This is a genomic window from [Zimmermannella] bifida NBRC 103089, assembly GCF_001570925.1.
Taxonomy (GTDB): domain Bacteria; phylum Actinomycetota; class Actinomycetes; order Actinomycetales; family Microbacteriaceae; genus Gulosibacter; species Gulosibacter bifidus.
The window spans coordinates 184,401-201,207 of sequence record NZ_BCSP01000001.1 but is presented as its reverse complement, the minus strand read 5'-3'; the positions used below and the strand labels follow the sequence as shown (position 1 = coordinate 201,207).

15 protein-coding genes and 1 tRNA gene are annotated in these 16,807 nt (G+C 61.5%); 13 read left to right on the top strand and 3 right to left on the bottom strand.

The features are described from left to right. Positions 1-94 precede the first annotated feature (94 nt). On the top strand, positions 95-1,897 hold the full coding sequence (locus tag ZBI01S_RS00905; RefSeq protein WP_066054976.1) for a DEAD/DEAH box helicase: 1,803 nt from the start codon (positions 95-97) through the stop codon (positions 1,895-1,897). Positions 1,898-2,047: 150 nt separating this feature from the next. Here the strand turns inward: ZBI01S_RS00905 and ZBI01S_RS00900 are convergent, their stop codons facing one another. Then, the gene (locus ZBI01S_RS00900) at positions 2,048-2,806 is read right to left on the bottom strand and encodes a DedA family protein (RefSeq protein WP_306301606.1); all 759 of its coding nucleotides are present in this window, start codon (positions 2,804-2,806) and stop codon (positions 2,048-2,050) included. 124 nt (positions 2,807-2,930) lie between these two features. Continuing rightward, positions 2,931-3,019 (bottom strand) — tRNA-Leu (locus tag ZBI01S_RS00895). A gap of 306 nt (positions 3,020-3,325) precedes the next feature. On the opposite strand from ZBI01S_RS00895, the gene ZBI01S_RS00890 reads away from it, so the two are divergent. From ZBI01S_RS00890 to mshC, 3 genes are all read left to right on the top strand, one after another. Next, on the top strand, positions 3,326-4,630 hold the full coding sequence (locus ZBI01S_RS00890) for a M20/M25/M40 family metallo-hydrolase (RefSeq protein ID WP_066055604.1): 1,305 nt from the start codon (positions 3,326-3,328) through the stop codon (positions 4,628-4,630). A gap of 86 nt (positions 4,631-4,716) precedes the next feature. After that, complete coding sequence (locus ZBI01S_RS00885; RefSeq protein ID WP_066054974.1) at positions 4,717-5,553, top strand: undecaprenyl-diphosphate phosphatase; 837 nt, start codon at positions 4,717-4,719, stop codon at positions 5,551-5,553. 141 nt (positions 5,554-5,694) lie between these two features. Next, positions 5,695-6,999 (top strand): cysteine--1-D-myo-inosityl 2-amino-2-deoxy-alpha-D-glucopyranoside ligase, encoded by a 1,305-nt coding sequence (gene mshC, locus ZBI01S_RS00880; RefSeq protein WP_083524374.1) that lies wholly within the window; start codon positions 5,695-5,697, stop codon positions 6,997-6,999. 41 nt (positions 7,000-7,040) lie between these two features. Here mshC and ZBI01S_RS00875 read toward each other — a convergent pair whose 3' ends face one another. Next, on the bottom strand, positions 7,041-7,955 hold the full coding sequence (locus ZBI01S_RS00875) for a PAC2 family protein (protein ID WP_066054972.1): 915 nt from the start codon (positions 7,953-7,955) through the stop codon (positions 7,041-7,043). Positions 7,956-8,048: 93 nt separating this feature from the next. Here ZBI01S_RS00875 and ZBI01S_RS00870 point away from each other — a divergent pair, with 93 nt between their 5' ends. The 9 genes from ZBI01S_RS00870 (at position 8,049) to ZBI01S_RS00830 (ending at position 16,796) form a co-directional block, all read left to right on the top strand. Further along, the gene (locus ZBI01S_RS00870; RefSeq protein WP_066054969.1) at positions 8,049-8,750 is read left to right on the top strand and encodes an HAD family hydrolase; all 702 of its coding nucleotides are present in this window, start codon (positions 8,049-8,051) and stop codon (positions 8,748-8,750) included. A 72-nt stretch (positions 8,751-8,822) separates the two neighbouring features. Then, positions 8,823-9,902, top strand: a complete 1,080-nt coding sequence (locus ZBI01S_RS00865) for a tRNA (adenine-N1)-methyltransferase (RefSeq protein WP_083524373.1) — start codon at positions 8,823-8,825, stop codon at positions 9,900-9,902. A gap of 3 nt (positions 9,903-9,905) precedes the next feature. After that, entirely contained in the window at positions 9,906-10,808 is a 903-nt protein-coding gene (locus ZBI01S_RS00860; protein ID WP_066054966.1) for an FKBP-type peptidyl-prolyl cis-trans isomerase, read from the top strand. A gap of 59 nt (positions 10,809-10,867) precedes the next feature. Continuing rightward, on the top strand, positions 10,868-11,923 hold the full coding sequence (locus ZBI01S_RS00855) for a helix-turn-helix transcriptional regulator (RefSeq protein ID WP_066054963.1): 1,056 nt from the start codon (positions 10,868-10,870) through the stop codon (positions 11,921-11,923). After that, positions 11,916-12,875, top strand: coding sequence for a helix-turn-helix transcriptional regulator (locus tag ZBI01S_RS00850; RefSeq protein ID WP_066054960.1), 960 nt, complete (start codon positions 11,916-11,918; stop codon positions 12,873-12,875). Before ZBI01S_RS00855 ends, ZBI01S_RS00850 begins: the two co-directional genes overlap by 8 nt. A gap of 8 nt (positions 12,876-12,883) precedes the next feature. Next, a complete protein-coding gene (locus ZBI01S_RS00845; RefSeq protein WP_066054957.1) occupies positions 12,884-13,255 on the top strand; it encodes a hypothetical protein in 372 nt (123 codons plus the stop codon). Next, the gene (gene tatA / locus ZBI01S_RS00840) at positions 13,255-13,500 is read left to right on the top strand and encodes a Sec-independent protein translocase subunit TatA (RefSeq protein ID WP_066054955.1); all 246 of its coding nucleotides are present in this window, start codon (positions 13,255-13,257) and stop codon (positions 13,498-13,500) included. Before ZBI01S_RS00845 ends, tatA begins: the two co-directional genes overlap by 1 nt. 4 nt (positions 13,501-13,504) lie before the next feature. Then, on the top strand, positions 13,505-14,341 hold the full coding sequence (tatC, locus tag ZBI01S_RS00835; RefSeq protein ID WP_245610488.1) for a twin-arginine translocase subunit TatC: 837 nt from the start codon (positions 13,505-13,507) through the stop codon (positions 14,339-14,341). Positions 14,342-14,372: 31 nt separating this feature from the next. Further along, on the top strand, positions 14,373-16,796 hold the full coding sequence (locus ZBI01S_RS00830) for a DEAD/DEAH box helicase (RefSeq protein ID WP_066054950.1): 2,424 nt from the start codon (positions 14,373-14,375) through the stop codon (positions 16,794-16,796). Positions 16,797-16,807 lie beyond the last annotated feature (11 nt).

The window sequence follows — 16,807 nt, the reverse complement described above, 5'->3', positions numbered from 1 at the left end:
CAGTCAACGGCTAGAATCGGATGTTTGCGGTGCCCAGGTCGTGCGCCCCAAGGCATTGCCCAAGGTCACCATCATGCACTTGTGAGGAGGTCGCGTGAACCAAGCTGAACGGTCAGCTAATGCGTTCGGTACCTATGCCGCCGAGCATCTTTCACCGGCGTTTCCCGCTCGCGCACCGTGGGGTACCGCCGGCAACTTGCGTGCCTGGCAGCAAGAAGCGTTGGCGCTCTATATGGCCCGGCGTCCGAAGGACTTTCTTGCCTCGGCTACGCCAGGCGCAGGAAAGACTACGTTCGCTCTCCGCCTGGCTGCGGAACTCCTTCACGAAGGCGAAGTGAACCGCGTCATCGTGGTGGCGCCGACCGATCACCTCAAGACACAGTGGGCGGCATCGGCCGCGCGAGCCGGTATCAAGCTTGACCCAAAGTTCTCCAACGCTCAGCGATCGCTTTCGCGTGAATTTCACGGTGCCGCCGTAACGTACGCGCAGGTGGCGATGAAGCCGTACGTGCACGAGCACCTGTGTTCGTCGGCGCGTACGCTCGTCATTCTTGACGAAGTACACCACGGCGGTGACACGCTTTCGTGGGGTGACGCGCTTCGAGACGCCTACGAATTCGCCGAACGTCGCCTGTCGCTGACCGGCACGCCGTTCCGTTCTGACACCGCACCGATTCCCTTCGTGCGATACGAGCGGGATGCGGAGGGCATCCGAGTCTCGAAGGCCGACTACACCTATGGTTACGGGCGAGCGCTTCGTGACGGTGTGGTTCGCCCGGTGATGTTTATGAACTATGCCGGCAGCATGCGTTGGCGCGACACCGCGGGCGAAGAAATGTCCGCGAGTCTGTCAGACGAAAACACCAAGGACATTGTTTCGCAGGCCTGGCGCACCGCACTCGACCCCGAAGGTGAGTGGATGCAGCAGGTACTGCGCGCTGCGGATCGTCGCCTTTCCGAGGTGCGTCAAGACGTGCCGGATGCGGGTGGCTTGGTGATCGCGACCGACCACGAGTCCGCGCGAGGTTACGCAGCCCTGCTTGAGCACATTACCGGCACGCGACCGGCGCTGATTCTGAGCGATGACAAGGGCGCTTCGGCGCGCATCGACAGTTTCTCGGACTCCACCGAACGCTGGATGGTGGCGGTGCGCATGGTGTCCGAAGGTGTGGATGTGCCGCGGCTGGCAGTCGGTGTTTACGCCACGAGTTCGTCCACCCCGCTGTTCTTCGCGCAGGCGATCGGCCGTTTCGTGCGTGCACGACGTCGTGGCGAAACAGCAACGGTGTTTATGCCGTCGGTGCCAAAGCTCAGCGCGCTGGCACACGAAATGGAGACCGAACGCGATCACGCGCTTGACCGCCGCGAGTCTGGCGACGCCGACGATGTCGACGGCATGACCGAAGAAGAGCGTGAACTGGCCGAGGCCGAGCGTGAGGACAACGCCAGTGACGAGCTGACCCGGTACAAGTTCGAGGCGATTTCGTCTGAAGCGCAGTTCGAACGGGTGCTGTATGACGGCGGAGACTTTGGCTACGCGGCGGAGGTCGGGTCGCTCGAAGAGCTGGAGTATTTGGGGCTGCCAGGCATTTTGGATCATGACCAGGTCGGTGAAGTCTTGCAGGCCCGCGCGCAGCGACAGCAACGTATTCAAGAAGATCGGTCAAAGAATCTGATCAATGATGGGCACAAGACTGTGCAACCGCTGCATCGCTCACTCAAGGAACAGCGCACGCTCTTGAACTCGCTGGTTGCGGTGTACGCCCGCCAGTCGAGCATGCCGCACGGGAAAGTGCACACGGAACTGCGTCGGATTTGTGGTGGCCCTGCCGTGGCACAAGCCACTGCACATCAGATTCAACAGCGCATCAATGAGCTGCGTCGGCGCCTGCACTGACGCGGCGTACTGGCTGCCCTTGTGCAGAAAACTGGCGGCACCCGCATCCCACACGGCACTGTTGCCGCTAGCACGCGCAGGCGGGGAGGCAACGCAAACGGGACCCGCGAATATCGCAGGTCCCGAACGCATCCCGTAACAACTGACTGACTAGGCGTTGTCTCCGTCACGCAATTGCGGGTTCAAATCTGGGTGGTCCTGGGGGAGCGGGTCCTGCAAATCTGCATTCACGCCACCCTTGCGCTTCTTGGCACTCTGCCGAAGCTTATGCACGATGTACCAGATACCCACGATGGCGACGACACCGATCACCAGGTACTTGAGCCAGTCGGCAACATTAATGATTGCCTCCCAGTTCGATCCGAGCATGTAGCCGCCGTAGACAAAGATGGTGTTCCAGATCGCCGAGCCCGCAAATGTGAGCAGTCCGAACTTCCACCACTGCATCTTTTCGACACCGGCAGGAATCGAAATCAGTGACCGGAAGATTGGCAGCATGCGACCAAAGAACACAGTCCAGTAACCGTTCTTGTTGAACCACGCGATGGTCTTCTCGATGTCCTTGCGATCAACCAGGGGCAGGGCCGCCAAGAGTCGAACGGTGCGATCATGACCGAGCGCAGCACCAAGGCCGTAGAGCGCGTAGGCGCCGACCGTGGAACCAACCGTTGCCCAAATCAGCGCCTCAACCCAGGTGAAACCGGAGCCGGGCAGGCCAGAGGTGAACCCTGCCAGCGGCAGGATGACTTCCGAAGGGATCGGCGGGAAGAGGTTCTCAAGGAGCACCAGCAGGCCGACACCAATGGCACCAAGCCAATTCATGACCGATACGGCCCAGTCGCCAATGGCCCCAAACGATTCCGAGGCAGCGGGAGCCGCCTGCGTCATGAGCAAAGTTACGTTCATCATCCCGGCAAGGCTAGCAATGGGATGCGGATGCGGTGACAGGCGCGCGGCCGCGGGCGCCTGCGAAGACGCCGTGAAATGCAAATTGCCCCGAACCAAAGTTCGGGGCAATTTTGTCCAGAGGACCTGGTGCGCGAGGGGGGACTTGAACCCCCACGACCTAATGCGGTCACTAGCACCTCAAGCTAGCGCGTCTGCCTATTCCGCCACCCGCGCAGGTGTGCGGCTCAGTGAGCACGAAGTAATACATTACCGGATTTTCTGGAGTACGCAAACTGAGCACGCTCCGCGTGTCGCGTCCAGGTGGTCCTGCTGGCAGAGGTGGGCCCATTTAGTTCGAAACGCAGGTGATGCGCAGCCGCGCAATGAAGCCGCTGCGGGCGCGCCTGAAGATCTGACCCGGCGGCAGAAATTAGCATGACTGCCATGTCCGACGACCATTGCGCATCCACATCGAACCGTACGACACCTGCAACCGAGCAGCTGGCTGGTTCGACTGCGTGGATCACCCCAGAAATTGGCATGCTCGAGTCGGACCCGACGGTGGTGACCACCCGAGAACTCATTCGCATGGACACGCAGAACTGGGGCGGTGGTGTCAGTAGCGGTGAGCAAGAAGCCGCAGAATATCTCGAAGCACGGCTTCGCGGGCTTGGCGTAACGCCCACCGTGTTTGAAGCAGCGCCCGGGCGAACGTCGGTCGTGGCGCGCATTCCCGGTCGCAATCCAGATAAGCCCGCGTTAGTTGTTCACGGTCACACCGATGTCGTACCGGCCGCCGCGGACGACTGGACCTACGACCCGTTTGGGGCCGAGATCCACGACGGCATGATCTGGGGTCGGGGAGCGGTGGACATGAAGAACATGGACGCCATGATCATCACGGCACTCGAATCCATGCAGCAGCGCGGCCTCGCGCCCGAGCGTGAACTGATTGTCGCGTTCTTTGCCGATGAAGAAGATGCCGGCCGGCTTGGCGCACAGTACGCCGTCGATACGCATCCAGAACTCTTTGCCGGTGCCACCGAAGCCATCAGCGAAGTTGGCGGATTTTCGATCAACGTCGATGGCAAGCGTGCCTATCTCATGCAGACCGGTGAGAAGGGGATGCTTTGGCTTCGGTTGCACGCGCACCGTCGTGCCGGTCACGGCTCCCGCAAGATTGATCCCGCGGACAACGCGATCATCGCGCTCTCGGAGGCCATCTGCCGCATCGCGAACACCGATTGGCCGCTCGAACTTGGTGAGACCGCGAGTACGATGGTCGCGGCGATTGCGTCGCTCGCTGATGCTGCTGAGCCTGGGTCGCAGTCACCTGACGACCTCGCTGCGCGTGCGGGTACGGCGGCCAGTTGGCTGACGGCCGCACTTCGCGTCACTGCCAACCCAACCATGTTGACCGGCGGTTACAAGCACAATGTCGTTCCCGAGTCCGCATCCGTCGCCATTGACGTGCGACCGGTACCGGGCAAGGAGCAGGACACGCTGGAACGAATCCGTGAGATCGTTGGCCCCGAGATCGACGTTGAAATTGACTGGCAGGTGAGCGGATACGAGTCACCGGTTTCATCGGAATTGGTTTCGCAAGCTACGCGGTCGCTGCGATCAGCTGACCCCGGTGCAGCGATTATTCCGTACCTATTGCCAGCCGGCACCGACAACAAAGCGCTCGGACGGCTTGGCATCGCCGGCTACGGGTTTACACCGCTGCTCCTGCCAGCGGAGCTGAACTTTCCGGGAATGTTCCACGGGGTGGACGAGCGGGTGCCGATGTCTTCGCTCGTGTTTGGGCGCGTGGTGCTCGAGGATTTCCTGCTTCGGTACTAACATCAGGCGCGCTACTACGAACCCCAATCTGGTCGAATGTAGTCGGTGCGGCAACGCCATACCGAACGAATACAGAAAGTTGAATCATGGGCTGGTTAGAAGCATTCATGCTCGCCGTGGTGCAGGGGCTCACCGAGTTCCTGCCGATCTCGTCTAGTGCGCACATCCGCATCTTCGGTCAGTGGTTGGGCACCGGGGACCCCGGCGCAACCTTTACGGCGATCATTCAGATCGGTACGGAGCTTGCGGTTCTGGTGTACTTCTGGGGCGACATCGTGCGCATCATTCGAGCATGGTTCGGTTCGCTGCGCGGCACCGTCGCCAAAGATGATCCCGACGCACGCATGGGCTGGCTGGTCATCGTCGGTTCGATTCCGATCGTCGTGCTCGGATTCTGCTTCCAAGATGTCATCCGTACGAACTTCCGGTCCCTGTGGCTGGTCGCCGCAATGCTGATTCTGTTCGGCATCATCCTCGGTCTTGCCGACGTGCTGGGTCGACGGGCAAAGACGCTCGACAATCTCTCGTGGCGCGATGGCCTGCTTTTTGGTGGCGCGCAAGCCCTTGCTCTCATCCCGGGTGTATCACGCTCGGGCGGCACCATCACGGCCGGTCGAATCATGGGATACGACCGTCCGTCAGCCGCTCGATACGGCTTCCTGCTGGCGATTCCTGCGGTGCTCGGTTCGGGCGGTTACGAAGTGTTGACCGCGTTCCGTGAACCTGACCCAAACTTCGCTTGGGGACCGACGCTCATGGCAACGGTGGTCACCTTTGCTGTTGGCTGGGTGGTCATTAAGTTCCTAATGAAGTGGGTAGAAACCCGCAGCTTCATGCCGTTCGTGCTGTACCGCATTGCCCTCGGTACGCTGCTGCTCATGCTGCTGATCAGTGGTGTCTTGGATCCGATGGCGGGCGCCTAGCGATTATGCGGGCTACACCCCCAGACGGGTGCGCGGCGGCGCCGAGTGCTATTGGCTCGGCGCCGCCGCTATTTGTACCGCCGATATCGGGTTGCTCATTGGTCATGGACGGTGATTGCTCGTACTGCATAAACTGATCTGGTGAAACGTACGCACAGCTGGCCCGAGCCCACCGTTCCGACACTCGCTGGCGAGGGCTTTCCCGTAGCGCTGTACGACAGCGCCCGAGGCGAAATCGCGCCGGTTGCCGTGCACGACGGACGTGCATCCATCTATGTGTGCGGTATTACCCCCTATGACGCGACGCACCTCGGACACGCGGCAACGTACGTCGCCTTCGACACGTGCATCCGTGCGCTGCGTCAGGCCGGCGTCGCCGTTGATTACGCGCAGAACATCACCGATGTCGATGATCCGCTCTTTGATCGCGCCCGTGACACGAACGTTGACTGGCGTGAACTGGGGGAGTCGCAGACGAACCTGTTCCGCTCCGATATGGCAGCGTTGCGCGTGATCCCGCCTCGTGACTACGTGCGGGTTCAGGATGCGATCGATGACGTTGCCCAGGCCGTGGCCGCGTTGGTCGAGGCTGGATTTGCGTACTCCGTACCGACTCCCGATTCGGTAGGCGGCGAGCAAGACATCTACCTCGATATCTTGGCGGTACAGCAGCGCACCGAGTTTGCGGTGGCGCAGATCAGCCACTACTCGCCAGTCGAACTCTCTGAGAAATTCGTGGAGTTCGGTGGCGACCCCGATCGAGCCGGTAAGCGTTGCATGTACGACCCGCTGCTTTGGCGCGCAGCCCGTGCCGATGAGCCGTCCTGGACGACAGTCGTTGGTACCGGGCGCCCCGGCTGGCACGTTGAATGTGCGGTAATCGCGCTTGGCACGCTTGCGGATGCGAATACGGATGCGGATGCGCCGAGTTCAGTCACGATTCAGGCCGGGGGCCGTGACCTCAAGTTTCCCCACCACGAAATGACCGTGGCCCACGCCACCGCACTCACCTCGAAACCGTTCGCGACGCACTTCGCACACGCGGGTCTAATCGCGTATGAGGGCACAAAAATGTCGAAATCACTCGGCAACCTCGTGCTGGTCTCAAAGCTCACGGCAGCCGGTGCTGACCCCGCGGCGATCCGGTTGGCGATTCTCGCGCACCACTATCGCTCAGACTGGGAGTGGACCGATGCGGCGCTCGAAGCCGCGACCGAACGGCTGCGGAACTGGCGCGAGGCCGCGCTGACCGCATCCACCGAACCGTGTGCCGAAACCGAGCAGCTGGTGCAGCAGATGCGTCGGGCTATTGCCGATGACCTCAACACGCCCGAAGTCACTGCCATCGTGGATCGTTGGGTACAGCAACCGGTACGAGGTAGCGAATGTATCGACGCGGTGGATGCACTGCTCGGTATTGATCTGCGCGGTACCGATCTGCGCTGAGTAGCTCGGTTTGCGCACGAGCGCGGTCAGGGAGACTGCAGCTAGCGGTCTTCGCCCTCGTCGCGCGGCGACTCGTCGGCGAGGAAACGCTCGAACTCGGCGGCAATCGCCTCACCCGAAGCCGCTTCGGAATCAACGGTGTCGCGCGCCTGCTCGAGGAACTTGACGTATTGCGTCATCTCGTCATCCATAGCGATCGCATTCGTGACCTGCGTCTCCCAATGGCTGCTGGCCTCTACAAACGAATCGATGTCCACCTCAACCAGCAGCACTTCGGCAAGCGCATTGAGCAGTGCCAAGATCGCCTTCGGTGAGGATGCTTCGGGCGCAGCCGCATAGTGCGGCACCTGAGCCCAGAGCGACAGCGCCACGATGCCTTCTTGCCGCGCGCGCTCAACGATCGCGGTCATGGCACCGGTTGGGCCCTCGTATTGCGACGACTCAACGTCGAACTCCTGCTGCACGGATTCGTCTTCGCTCGTGCGAACCACCGGCACATCACGGGTGTGTGGGGTATCGGCAAGTAGCGCACCGACCACGACTAGGCGGTCGATCTCCTCGCGCTGGCAGAACTCAACCACCTCGCTGGCATATTGCCGCCAGCGCATCGAAGGCTCGGCACCGGTGAGCAGGTAGAGACGATTCGCGTTTGGCAACACGCGGGCCGCAGCGTTTGGCTGCGGGTGCTTCGCGGCATGCACCTTGGTTGCGGGCCATTCGAGGATGCGATGCCCATCGTCCTGACGCACGATTCGTGGGCGTGCGGTGCAGTAGTCGTAGAAGTCGTCACCCTCAAACGTGGCCACAACGCGGTTCAGCTCGAGCTGACGAGCGAGCGCGGTGACCGCGGTGCTCGCAGCTTCACCGGCATCGTTCCAGCCGTTCATAGCGATCACGAGCGTACGGCCACCTGCAAAACCTGCCTGTTCCAGGCCGTCGAACAGCGAGTTCTCCATCACGTAGTTGTGCTCCAAGAATTTTGTACGGGTTGTTCAAGCCTACGTGGTCGGGTCGGTCTCGCGCAGGTGCGGCCACGTAGACTCAGGCCTATGACTTCATACGGTCCCAAGGCGGTGCTGTGGGATATGGACGGCACCATTGTTGATACCGAGCCGCATTGGATCCGCTCGCAGCACGAGTTCCTGACGCGACGCGGCCTACCGCCGCTTTCGGCGGCGCAGGAAATGCGCCTGGTTGGCGCATCGCCAACGATTACTGCCGAGGTATTTCACGAGCAGGGCGCGGTCGGGAACGCCGCGGAGTTTGCCGCTGAAGTGACCGCGGAGGTTGTCGTTTCGGTCCGTAGGTCGGTGGATGCGCGCCCCGGCGCCCTCGAATTGCTGCGCGACATGCACGCGGCCGGTATCCCGCTCGCGCTCGTAACGAACTCGAGCCGTACGCTCGTCGATGCCGTGGTCGAAGGGCTCGGGATCGAAGACGTATTCGCCACCTGTGTGGCGGCCGAAGACGTGACTGAGGGCAAGCCCGACCCGGAACCGTTCGTGACGGCCGCATCCCGTCTCGGCATATCTGCTGCCCAATGTCTGGTGATCGAAGACTCTCGCAACGGTTTGCGCGGGGCGCTTGCTGCCGGATGCACGGCGCTGGCGGTTCCGCACGGCGTCGCGATTGATCCGCATCCGGATTATCTGCGACTTGATTCATTACGCGGCGTGACCTGGCAGGATTTATGCGAACTGTTCGTAGCCTTTCATCAGCGCGGCGAACACCATGCCGACGACTCTGCATAACGGTCTGACTCTCGCACCCGCTGGTTGGCGTGCCCCCACGCCACATCGACACTCTGATTTGAAAGCCCACACATGATTCCTGCCCCTCCATCCGGCCCATTTCGCGAGGGTGAGCGAGTACAGCTCACCGACCAAAAGGGCCGCATGACCACGACCTGGCTCACTTCTGGTGGCAAGATGCACTCGCAATACGGCACGATCTCGCATGACACGCTCATCGGCATGCCAGACGGTTCGCTCGTGACGAGCACGGGCGGGACCGAGTACTTGGCGCTCCGCCCACTGCTGAACGACGTCGTGATGTCGATGCCCCGCGGCGCCGCGATCATCTATCCCAAGGATGCGGCGATGATTCTCGCGAAAGCAGATATTCGCCCGGGTGCGCGCGTAATCGAAGCCGGTGTCGGTTCGGGGGCCCTCTCGCTCTGGCTGCTTCGCATGCTTGGCGGCACCGGAAAACTCACCAGCTTTGAGCGTCGCCAAGAATTTGCCGACGTTGCTCGGGGCAACGTTGAAAGCGTGTTCGGCACGAACCCGAACAACTGGGAGATCGTGATTGGTGATCTGAGCGAAGCGCTGCCCAATACGTTCGCACCCGGCACCGCCGACCGCGTGATCCTCGACATGCTGGCACCGTGGGAATGCCTGCCTGAAGTATCGCGTGCGCTCATCCCTGGCGGCGTGCTCTGCTGCTATGTCGCGACTGTTACGCAACTGTCGCGCATTGCTGAAGCCATTCGCGCACACGGGGGCTTCACCGAGCCCGAGGCCGACGAAACTATGGTGCGTGGCTGGCACGTCGAAGGACTCGCGGTCCGACCAGATCACCGCATGGTGGCGCACACCGGGTTCCTCCTCACCGCTCGCCGACTGGCTGAGGGTGCGCGGCTTCCCAAGAAGCCCGCGAGCACCAAGACACCGGGAACCGTCGAGGACGTCGAAGCCTGGACGCCGAGCGACAACGCTGCTTGGTCGCTCGATGCCATTGGCCAGCGCAATGTCAGCGACAAAGTGCTGCGAAAGCGCGGTCGGGATGCGGTGCGTGCGGCATCGCAGGCTCGTCACGAACCGCCGGTAACCTTCACGCAGGCCGACGACATCGCGACCGAAAATCCCCAAGTTGACGACGCATCCGCAAAGGAAACTGACTAAACCATGGCGAAACTGCCCACTCGTACGCTCGCTACCCTCGCATCCGTCATGGTCGTTACATCGGCACTAACCGGATGCGCGACGATCGCAACCAGCGATCAAGTATCGTCGTGCGAACCAACGCAGAAATACGCCGTCGAGCGACAGGGAACGGGGACCGGGCCGGTGATTACCGACAACGGCATCGCGACCTTCACGCTGCAGGTCGTCGACGACAAGGGCGAAGTCATTGTGCCGCAGGGGCCGGTGTATGTCGGTAGCGATATGCAGCCAGCACCCGGGCCGGTCAAAGCGCTGAACGATAACGGCTACGGCTTCATCACCGACATCATGAGGTGCGCGCAGGCGGGCCAAACCGTTACCGGTAAGGTTCCGGTCGCTGAGTTTGTGGCGTCGCAGGCGCAGCTGCCTAACAATAGTGCCGAAGGCGATGTCACCATCACCGTTGAAATCGACAAGGTATATCACTCGAGCGCATCCGGACGAGTGCAGCCACCGCAGTCGGGAATTCCGGCCGTCGTAACCGCACCAAACGGCGAGCCAGGCGTGACCATGCCAGACGGACCGGCACCAACCGAACGCAAGTCGGCAACGACGATTGCCGGATTCGGCTCCACCGTCGAGCGCGGCCAGGTTGTCACCCTCCAAGTAACAGCCTTGAGCTGGCAAACCGGTCGCGTGGTGACCTCGACCTGGCAAATGTCTGGTCCCGCGATGCAGGTACCGGTTGGTCCGGACGACCAGCTGTACGGCATTACCGAAGACCTCGTAGGTGAGCGCGTCGGCTCGCAGCGGGTCATCATTGTTCCTGGCGAAGCGATCCACGCTAACCCGATGGGATTTGAGCGCGTGATCAAGCCAGATGATGCCGCGGTCTTTGTCGTCGATGTGCTCGGCGCCGAATAGCTACCGGCTGAATACGCATGAGGTCGAGTCGTAACCGCACGAATGCGGGGGAGTAGCGGATGACCCCGCCCAACGCATCCATTTTGCCGGCTCAAGAACAGCGGCGCTGGCAACTCTTGATCGCCCTGCAGCAGGCTGGCCGCCCATTGGCCGCAAACGAACTGTTTCAGCTCGTGCCCGCATACCGTGAGTACGGCGAGGGCCGTTCTGACGCACTCGAGAAGGCCTTTGAACGCGACCGGAACACGCTCAAAGGCCAGGGAATCGAAGTCAGCGTGGTGCCTGACCCGCAGGCGCCCGACGATCGGGCACGCTGGCGGTATGCGCTTGCCGAGCATGGTGTGACACATGTGCGCTTGTCCGCCGAAGAGACGATGCTGGTCGCACTCGCTTCGGATATCTGGCTCGACCAGGATCTCGCGCTCGACGCCCGTCGCAGCTATATCAAGTTGATGGGAATGGGGCAGGCCGGCGCCAGCGCACCGGCGGCCACGCCAACGTTGACGTTGGTGACGCCACCGGCGTTTACCGCGCTTCGAGACGCGATTGCGCGAAGCATTGCCGTGCGCTTCGACTACTCGAACCAGAGCGAATCACCGGCACGTGAACGCCATGTTGCCCCATTGCAGCTCGTGCAACACGGCGGGCGATGGTTGCTCAACGCCTGGGACTTGGTTCGGGATGCTGAACGCAACTTCATTCTCGAGCGCATTACCTCGACGGTGACGTTGCTGCCGTCAGAGCCGCACACGTATCGGGCGGTGACGAACCTTCCCGAGGTACTGGGCGGTCTTGCTACCCAGAATCCAGTGTCGTTGCTGGTGCGAAACGGGTCTGATGCGGCCGTCCGACTCGGCCGCCGAAATCAGTTGGTGTCCTCTTCGGTTCCGGATGCGGGACCAACGGCGTGCGAGACCGCTCCCGTCGATACGAACACCGACGAGTGGATTCCGATGGTGCTGCACGATTGGGATCACGGCATGCTGGCGGATGAACTCGCCGCGTTCGGAACCCAGGTGCGTGTGCGTGCACCACAGGCGCTACGCGATCGGATTCGGGCACGGTTGCAAACCGCGATGACATTGCACACGGATGAGGGCGCAGGCGATGACTAACACGGCAACTGCAGATGTGCTGACCATGGTGAATGTGCTGCGCTATTTGCGCACGCAACCGCACGGCGTTGACCTGAGCGAGTTGGCAGACCAATTCGGTCAGTCACCCGAAGGCATGCGTTCAATCATTGAGTACCTATGGACCGTTGAAATCCTCGACTTGGATGGCATGCCGAGCCCGGGCAACATGATCGACTTCGATGCCGCGGGGCTGGAACTCGAAGAGCCCTGGGTCAAGCTCACTCACGACCCAGTGGGGGATTTGGCGATGTCATTCAGCCCGGCCGAACTCGCCACTGTGCGCCTAGGGCTTGCCGCATTGGCAACGGTGGCCGATGCCTCGGACGCGGCGCGCGTTCACGCACTCATCACCAAACTCGCCGGTGACGGTGCTGCGGCAGTTACGCCTGCATCCGACCCGCATGCCGAAACGCTACGTGAGAGCTTGCGTGTGCAACACGCGGTCCGGATTCGCTACCGCAGCGAAACGGCCGCGGCGCCGACCGAACGCATCATTGAACCGCTTCGCCTCGAATCACTCGATGGGCTGCTTTACGTCAATGCCTATTGCCGGCAGCGTGAAGCACTGCGGTGGTTTCGTGCTGATCGCATGCTCACGGTGGCACTTACCGACTCACCAATCGGCGTGCACAGCGAAGCGGACCGTAATCGAGAACTCACGGTTTCCGGTCGAAACTTTGTGAAGGTGCAATGTCGAGTGAACGCCGCAGGACTCACTGCACTGCAGCCGTATTTGCGGGGGCGCCGTCGTCCGGTGCAGCTTGGCGCGCAGGGGACAGCCGAGGTGCAGTTTGCGATTCGTTCGCTGGATGCGCTGGCAGCGTTGGTCGCCGGGCACTCCGGCGATATCGAGGTCACGTCCCCGCAGTCGGCGCGGACACACGTTACCGCCTGGTGCCGTGCGGTTTTGGCACATCACGACGTAGACTAGAGGGCACTATGCCGTGGTGGAGTTGGGTACTGATTTGGGGCGGACTCGTAGTCTTGCTCGTAGCAGTACTTGTTGTCGGCGGAATTTCACTGTTCCGAAAGGTCCAGTTGCTTGCGGCCGAGGCTGACAGGCTCGAATCAATCACGCAGCAATTGCGAGATGAACTTGAGTCGAATCCACCCGTGCGTGCCGAGCCCAAGCCCGCAGCAATTCTGCGTCCCCGCGAAGCGGTACGTGAGGAACGCCGGGCCTACGTCGAAGCACGAAACGAAGCAAAACAGCTTCGGCACGAAGCGAAACTGCGACGCGCTCGCGCGCTGATCGCTACCGACCCGAAACGGTTTCAACACCTGGTTGACGCCAAAACGAAGGGAAACTAATGCCTGTTGCTGGACTTCAGGGATGGCACCTTGTCATCATCCTCGTGCTCGTTCTGCTGCTGTTCGGAGCACCAAAGCTGCCGCAGCTCGCGAAGAGCCTTGGCCAGTCGATGCGCATCTTCCGTGGCGAAATGCGTGAGATGAAGCAAGAAGGAAACGCTGCCGACTCGTCGACTGCGCCGTCGAACAACGCACAGCAGTCGTCGGCTGCGAAGAACGACTCGGACTCGTCCACCACCAACTAGTCCCGTGACCGCTTCCCGTTCCGTTACAAAGCGGCCGAAGTACTCACGCAAGCACAATCCCGAAGGCGCCATGGGCCTGATGGATCACCTTGTCGAGTTTCGCAACCGCTTTGTCATCTCGACCATCGCCATTGTCCTGGCGATGGTCGTTGGGTTCGTGGTTTCGGATGCGGTCTTCGATCTGTTGCGTCGCCCCGTCGAAATGCTCACCGAAGAGCGTGGCGGCCGGGTCTCCATCAACTTCGGAAACGTCACCACCGCATTCGATTTGCGCCTGCAGATGGCGCTGACGCTGGGTGTGGTGATCGCCTCGCCGGTCTGGCTGTATCAGTTCTGGATGTTCCTCATGCCGGGCCTGAAGAAAACCGAGCGCCGGTATGCGCTCGGCTTCCTGGGCGCGGCAATTCCGCTCTTCTTGGGTGGCGTCGTGCTCGGTGTCGTGGTGATGCCGCGCATCGTGGAGGTCATGGCGACCTTCGCGCCCAAGCAAGACACTGTTTGGTACGAAGCGAAGATGTACTACTCGTTCGCACTAACACTCTGTGTGGCGGTAGGAATTGCGTTCGTAGTGCCGGTGGTCCTGGTCATGCTGAACTTTGCTGGCCTTTTGCGCGGCAAGACGATTCTGAAAGCCTGGCGTATGGCTGTCATGGTCTCAGCGCTCTTTAGCGCCATGGCAACCCCATCAGCAGATGTGCTCAGCATGTTTCTGCTGATGATCCCGATGATTTTGCTTTACTTCATCGCCACGGGCATTGCGCTCGTGCATGACCGCGGTGCTGATCGCCGCCAACGAAAACGAGAAGCTGCGCTCGAAGACGAGCTCAACACGCAGGCCTAACCGCCATCAACTACCTAGGAGCTGAGTGAGGATGTCGGAGCCGAGCCCGTCGGAACGGTACGCGCAGTCGAAGCGTGACGCCGCGCATCCGAGCCTGTCGCTCTTTTGTCGCCTGCAGCGATTCGACCTGGATGACTTCCAGCGCCGTGCCTGTGAATCGCTTGAAGAAGGCAATTCGGTGCTCGTGGCAGCACCGACCGGTGCAGGTAAGACCATCGTCGCCGAGTTCGCCGTGTTCTGCACAATGCGCGACCCGAACGCGAAGATCTTTTACACCACGCCAATCAAGGCGCTCTCGAACCAGAAGTTTCGCGAACTCGTAGAGACATACGGCGCCTCCGAAGTCGGGTTGCTGACCGGCGATGTCAACATCAATTCGCAGGCACGCATCGTGGTGATGACCACCGAAGTACTGCGAAACATGATCTACGCCTCGAGTTCGCTGCTCGATGACCTTGCCTTCGTGGTCATGGACGAAGTGCACTATCTCGCCGACCGATTCCGCGGTGCGGTTTGGGAAGAAGTCATCATTCACCTCGGCAGCGAAGTGCGCATGGTCGCGCTCTCCGCCACTGTGTCCAACGCCGAAGAGTTCGGTGATTGGCTGCAAACGGTGCGCGGTAGCACCGATGTGATCGTGTCCGAGAAACGACCCACACCGCTGTACCAGCACGTACTGGTTGGCGACCGGATGCACGACCTGTTCCGCCAGCGAGATGGTCGCAGCACAAATCAGGTGAATCCCGAACTCGAACGCGCCACGCAGGCAGCCGGTGGACGGGGGAGTAACCGATCAAAGCGTGGCGGCTATCACCGTCGGGAGCATCAGCGGTTGGACCGAGGCCCGTTCGTTGACATGCTCGACGAATTCAACCTGCTGCCGGCCATTTTCTTCATCTTTTCGCGAGCGGCCTGCGACGACGCGGTTCGCCAAGTCTGTCGATACGGCATCTCGCTGACCACCCGAGATGAGCGCGAAGAAATTCGCGAAATTGTCGAGGGCGCAACCCGCAATTTGCTCGACGAAGACCTCGCCGTGCTTGGGTTCTGGCAGTGGCGGGATGCACTTGAACGCGGTATCGCGTCGCATCACGCCGGTCTCCTCCCAGTGTTCAAGGAAGTCGTCGAAACCCTGTTTCAGCGCCGGCTGGTCAAGGTCGTGTTTGCGACCGAAACCCTTGCGCTGGGCATCAATATGCCGGCTCGAACCGTGGTGCTCGAGAAACTTGACAAGTTCAACGGTGTCGCACGTGTGCCCATCACACCAGGCGAGTACACCCAGCTCACCGGACGTGCCGGTCGACGCGGTATCGATACCGAAGGCCACGCGGTCGTACAGTGGCGCGAGGGAATGCATCCCTCAGCCGTTGCGAGCCTGGCCTCGCGTCGCTCGTACCCGCTGAACTCCTCGTTTCGCCCGACGTACAACATGGCCGTCAACCTCATCGGGCGCTTCGGCCGGGAACGTACGCGCGAACTCTTGGAATCGTCATTTGCGCAGTTCCAGGCCGACCGCGCGGTCGTGGATATCGCACAGCGAGTTACTCAGCAACAAGCGGCGCTGCAGGGGTATCGCGACGCCATGGAGTGCCATCGTGGAGACTTCCTCGAGTACTCCCGGCTGCGCCGTGAGCTCAGCGAAGTCGAAAAGCAACGCATTCCAAAGGGCGAGAGCGGCACTGCCACGGCTCGCCAACAGCGCAACGAACAGTTGACCGGCCTGCGTGATGCCATGAAGCGTCATGCCTGCCACGACTGCGCGGAGCGCGAATCGCACGCTCGTTGGGCAGAACGATACTGGCGACTTGAGCGCGACACCCAGCGACTCATCGACGAAGTTCACGACCGCACCGGCTCCGTGGCCCGAACCTTTGACCGCATCACCGACCTCCTCATCCGCTTGGGATACATCGTCGATGATCCCGCAACCGCGCGGCTGACGGCCAGCATGCACGGCACCAACCTGCAACGCATCTTTGGCGAGCGAGACCTGCTCGTTGCCGAATGCATCCGCAAGCAGGTCTGGCTCGACCTCGACCCGGCGCAATTGGCCGCCATGTGCTGCGCGCTGACGTTTGAGCCTCGACGCGAAGAAGAGAACCCGCCAGAAGGGCACCTGCCAAAGGGCAAGTTCCGCGAGGCGATGACGGCAACCGAGCAGATCTGGATGCGCCTAGACGAGCTCGAAGACGAATTCCACGTGCCGCGCACGGTTCCGCTGAGTACCGCGCTGGTGCCGGCCATGTATCGCTGGGCGAGTGGCGTACCGCTTGATCGGGTGCTGGAACGGACCGACCTCGCAGCGGGCGACTTTGTGCGTCAGGTGCGACAGGTGCTTGACCTGCTCGACCAATTGCACACGGTTGCCGGTGGCCGACTCGCTGCGACTGCCAAGCAGTCTCGACAATTGATCTTCCGCGGCATCGTCGCACACACCGGGGCCGAGGTCGAGTGAGCCGGACCTCG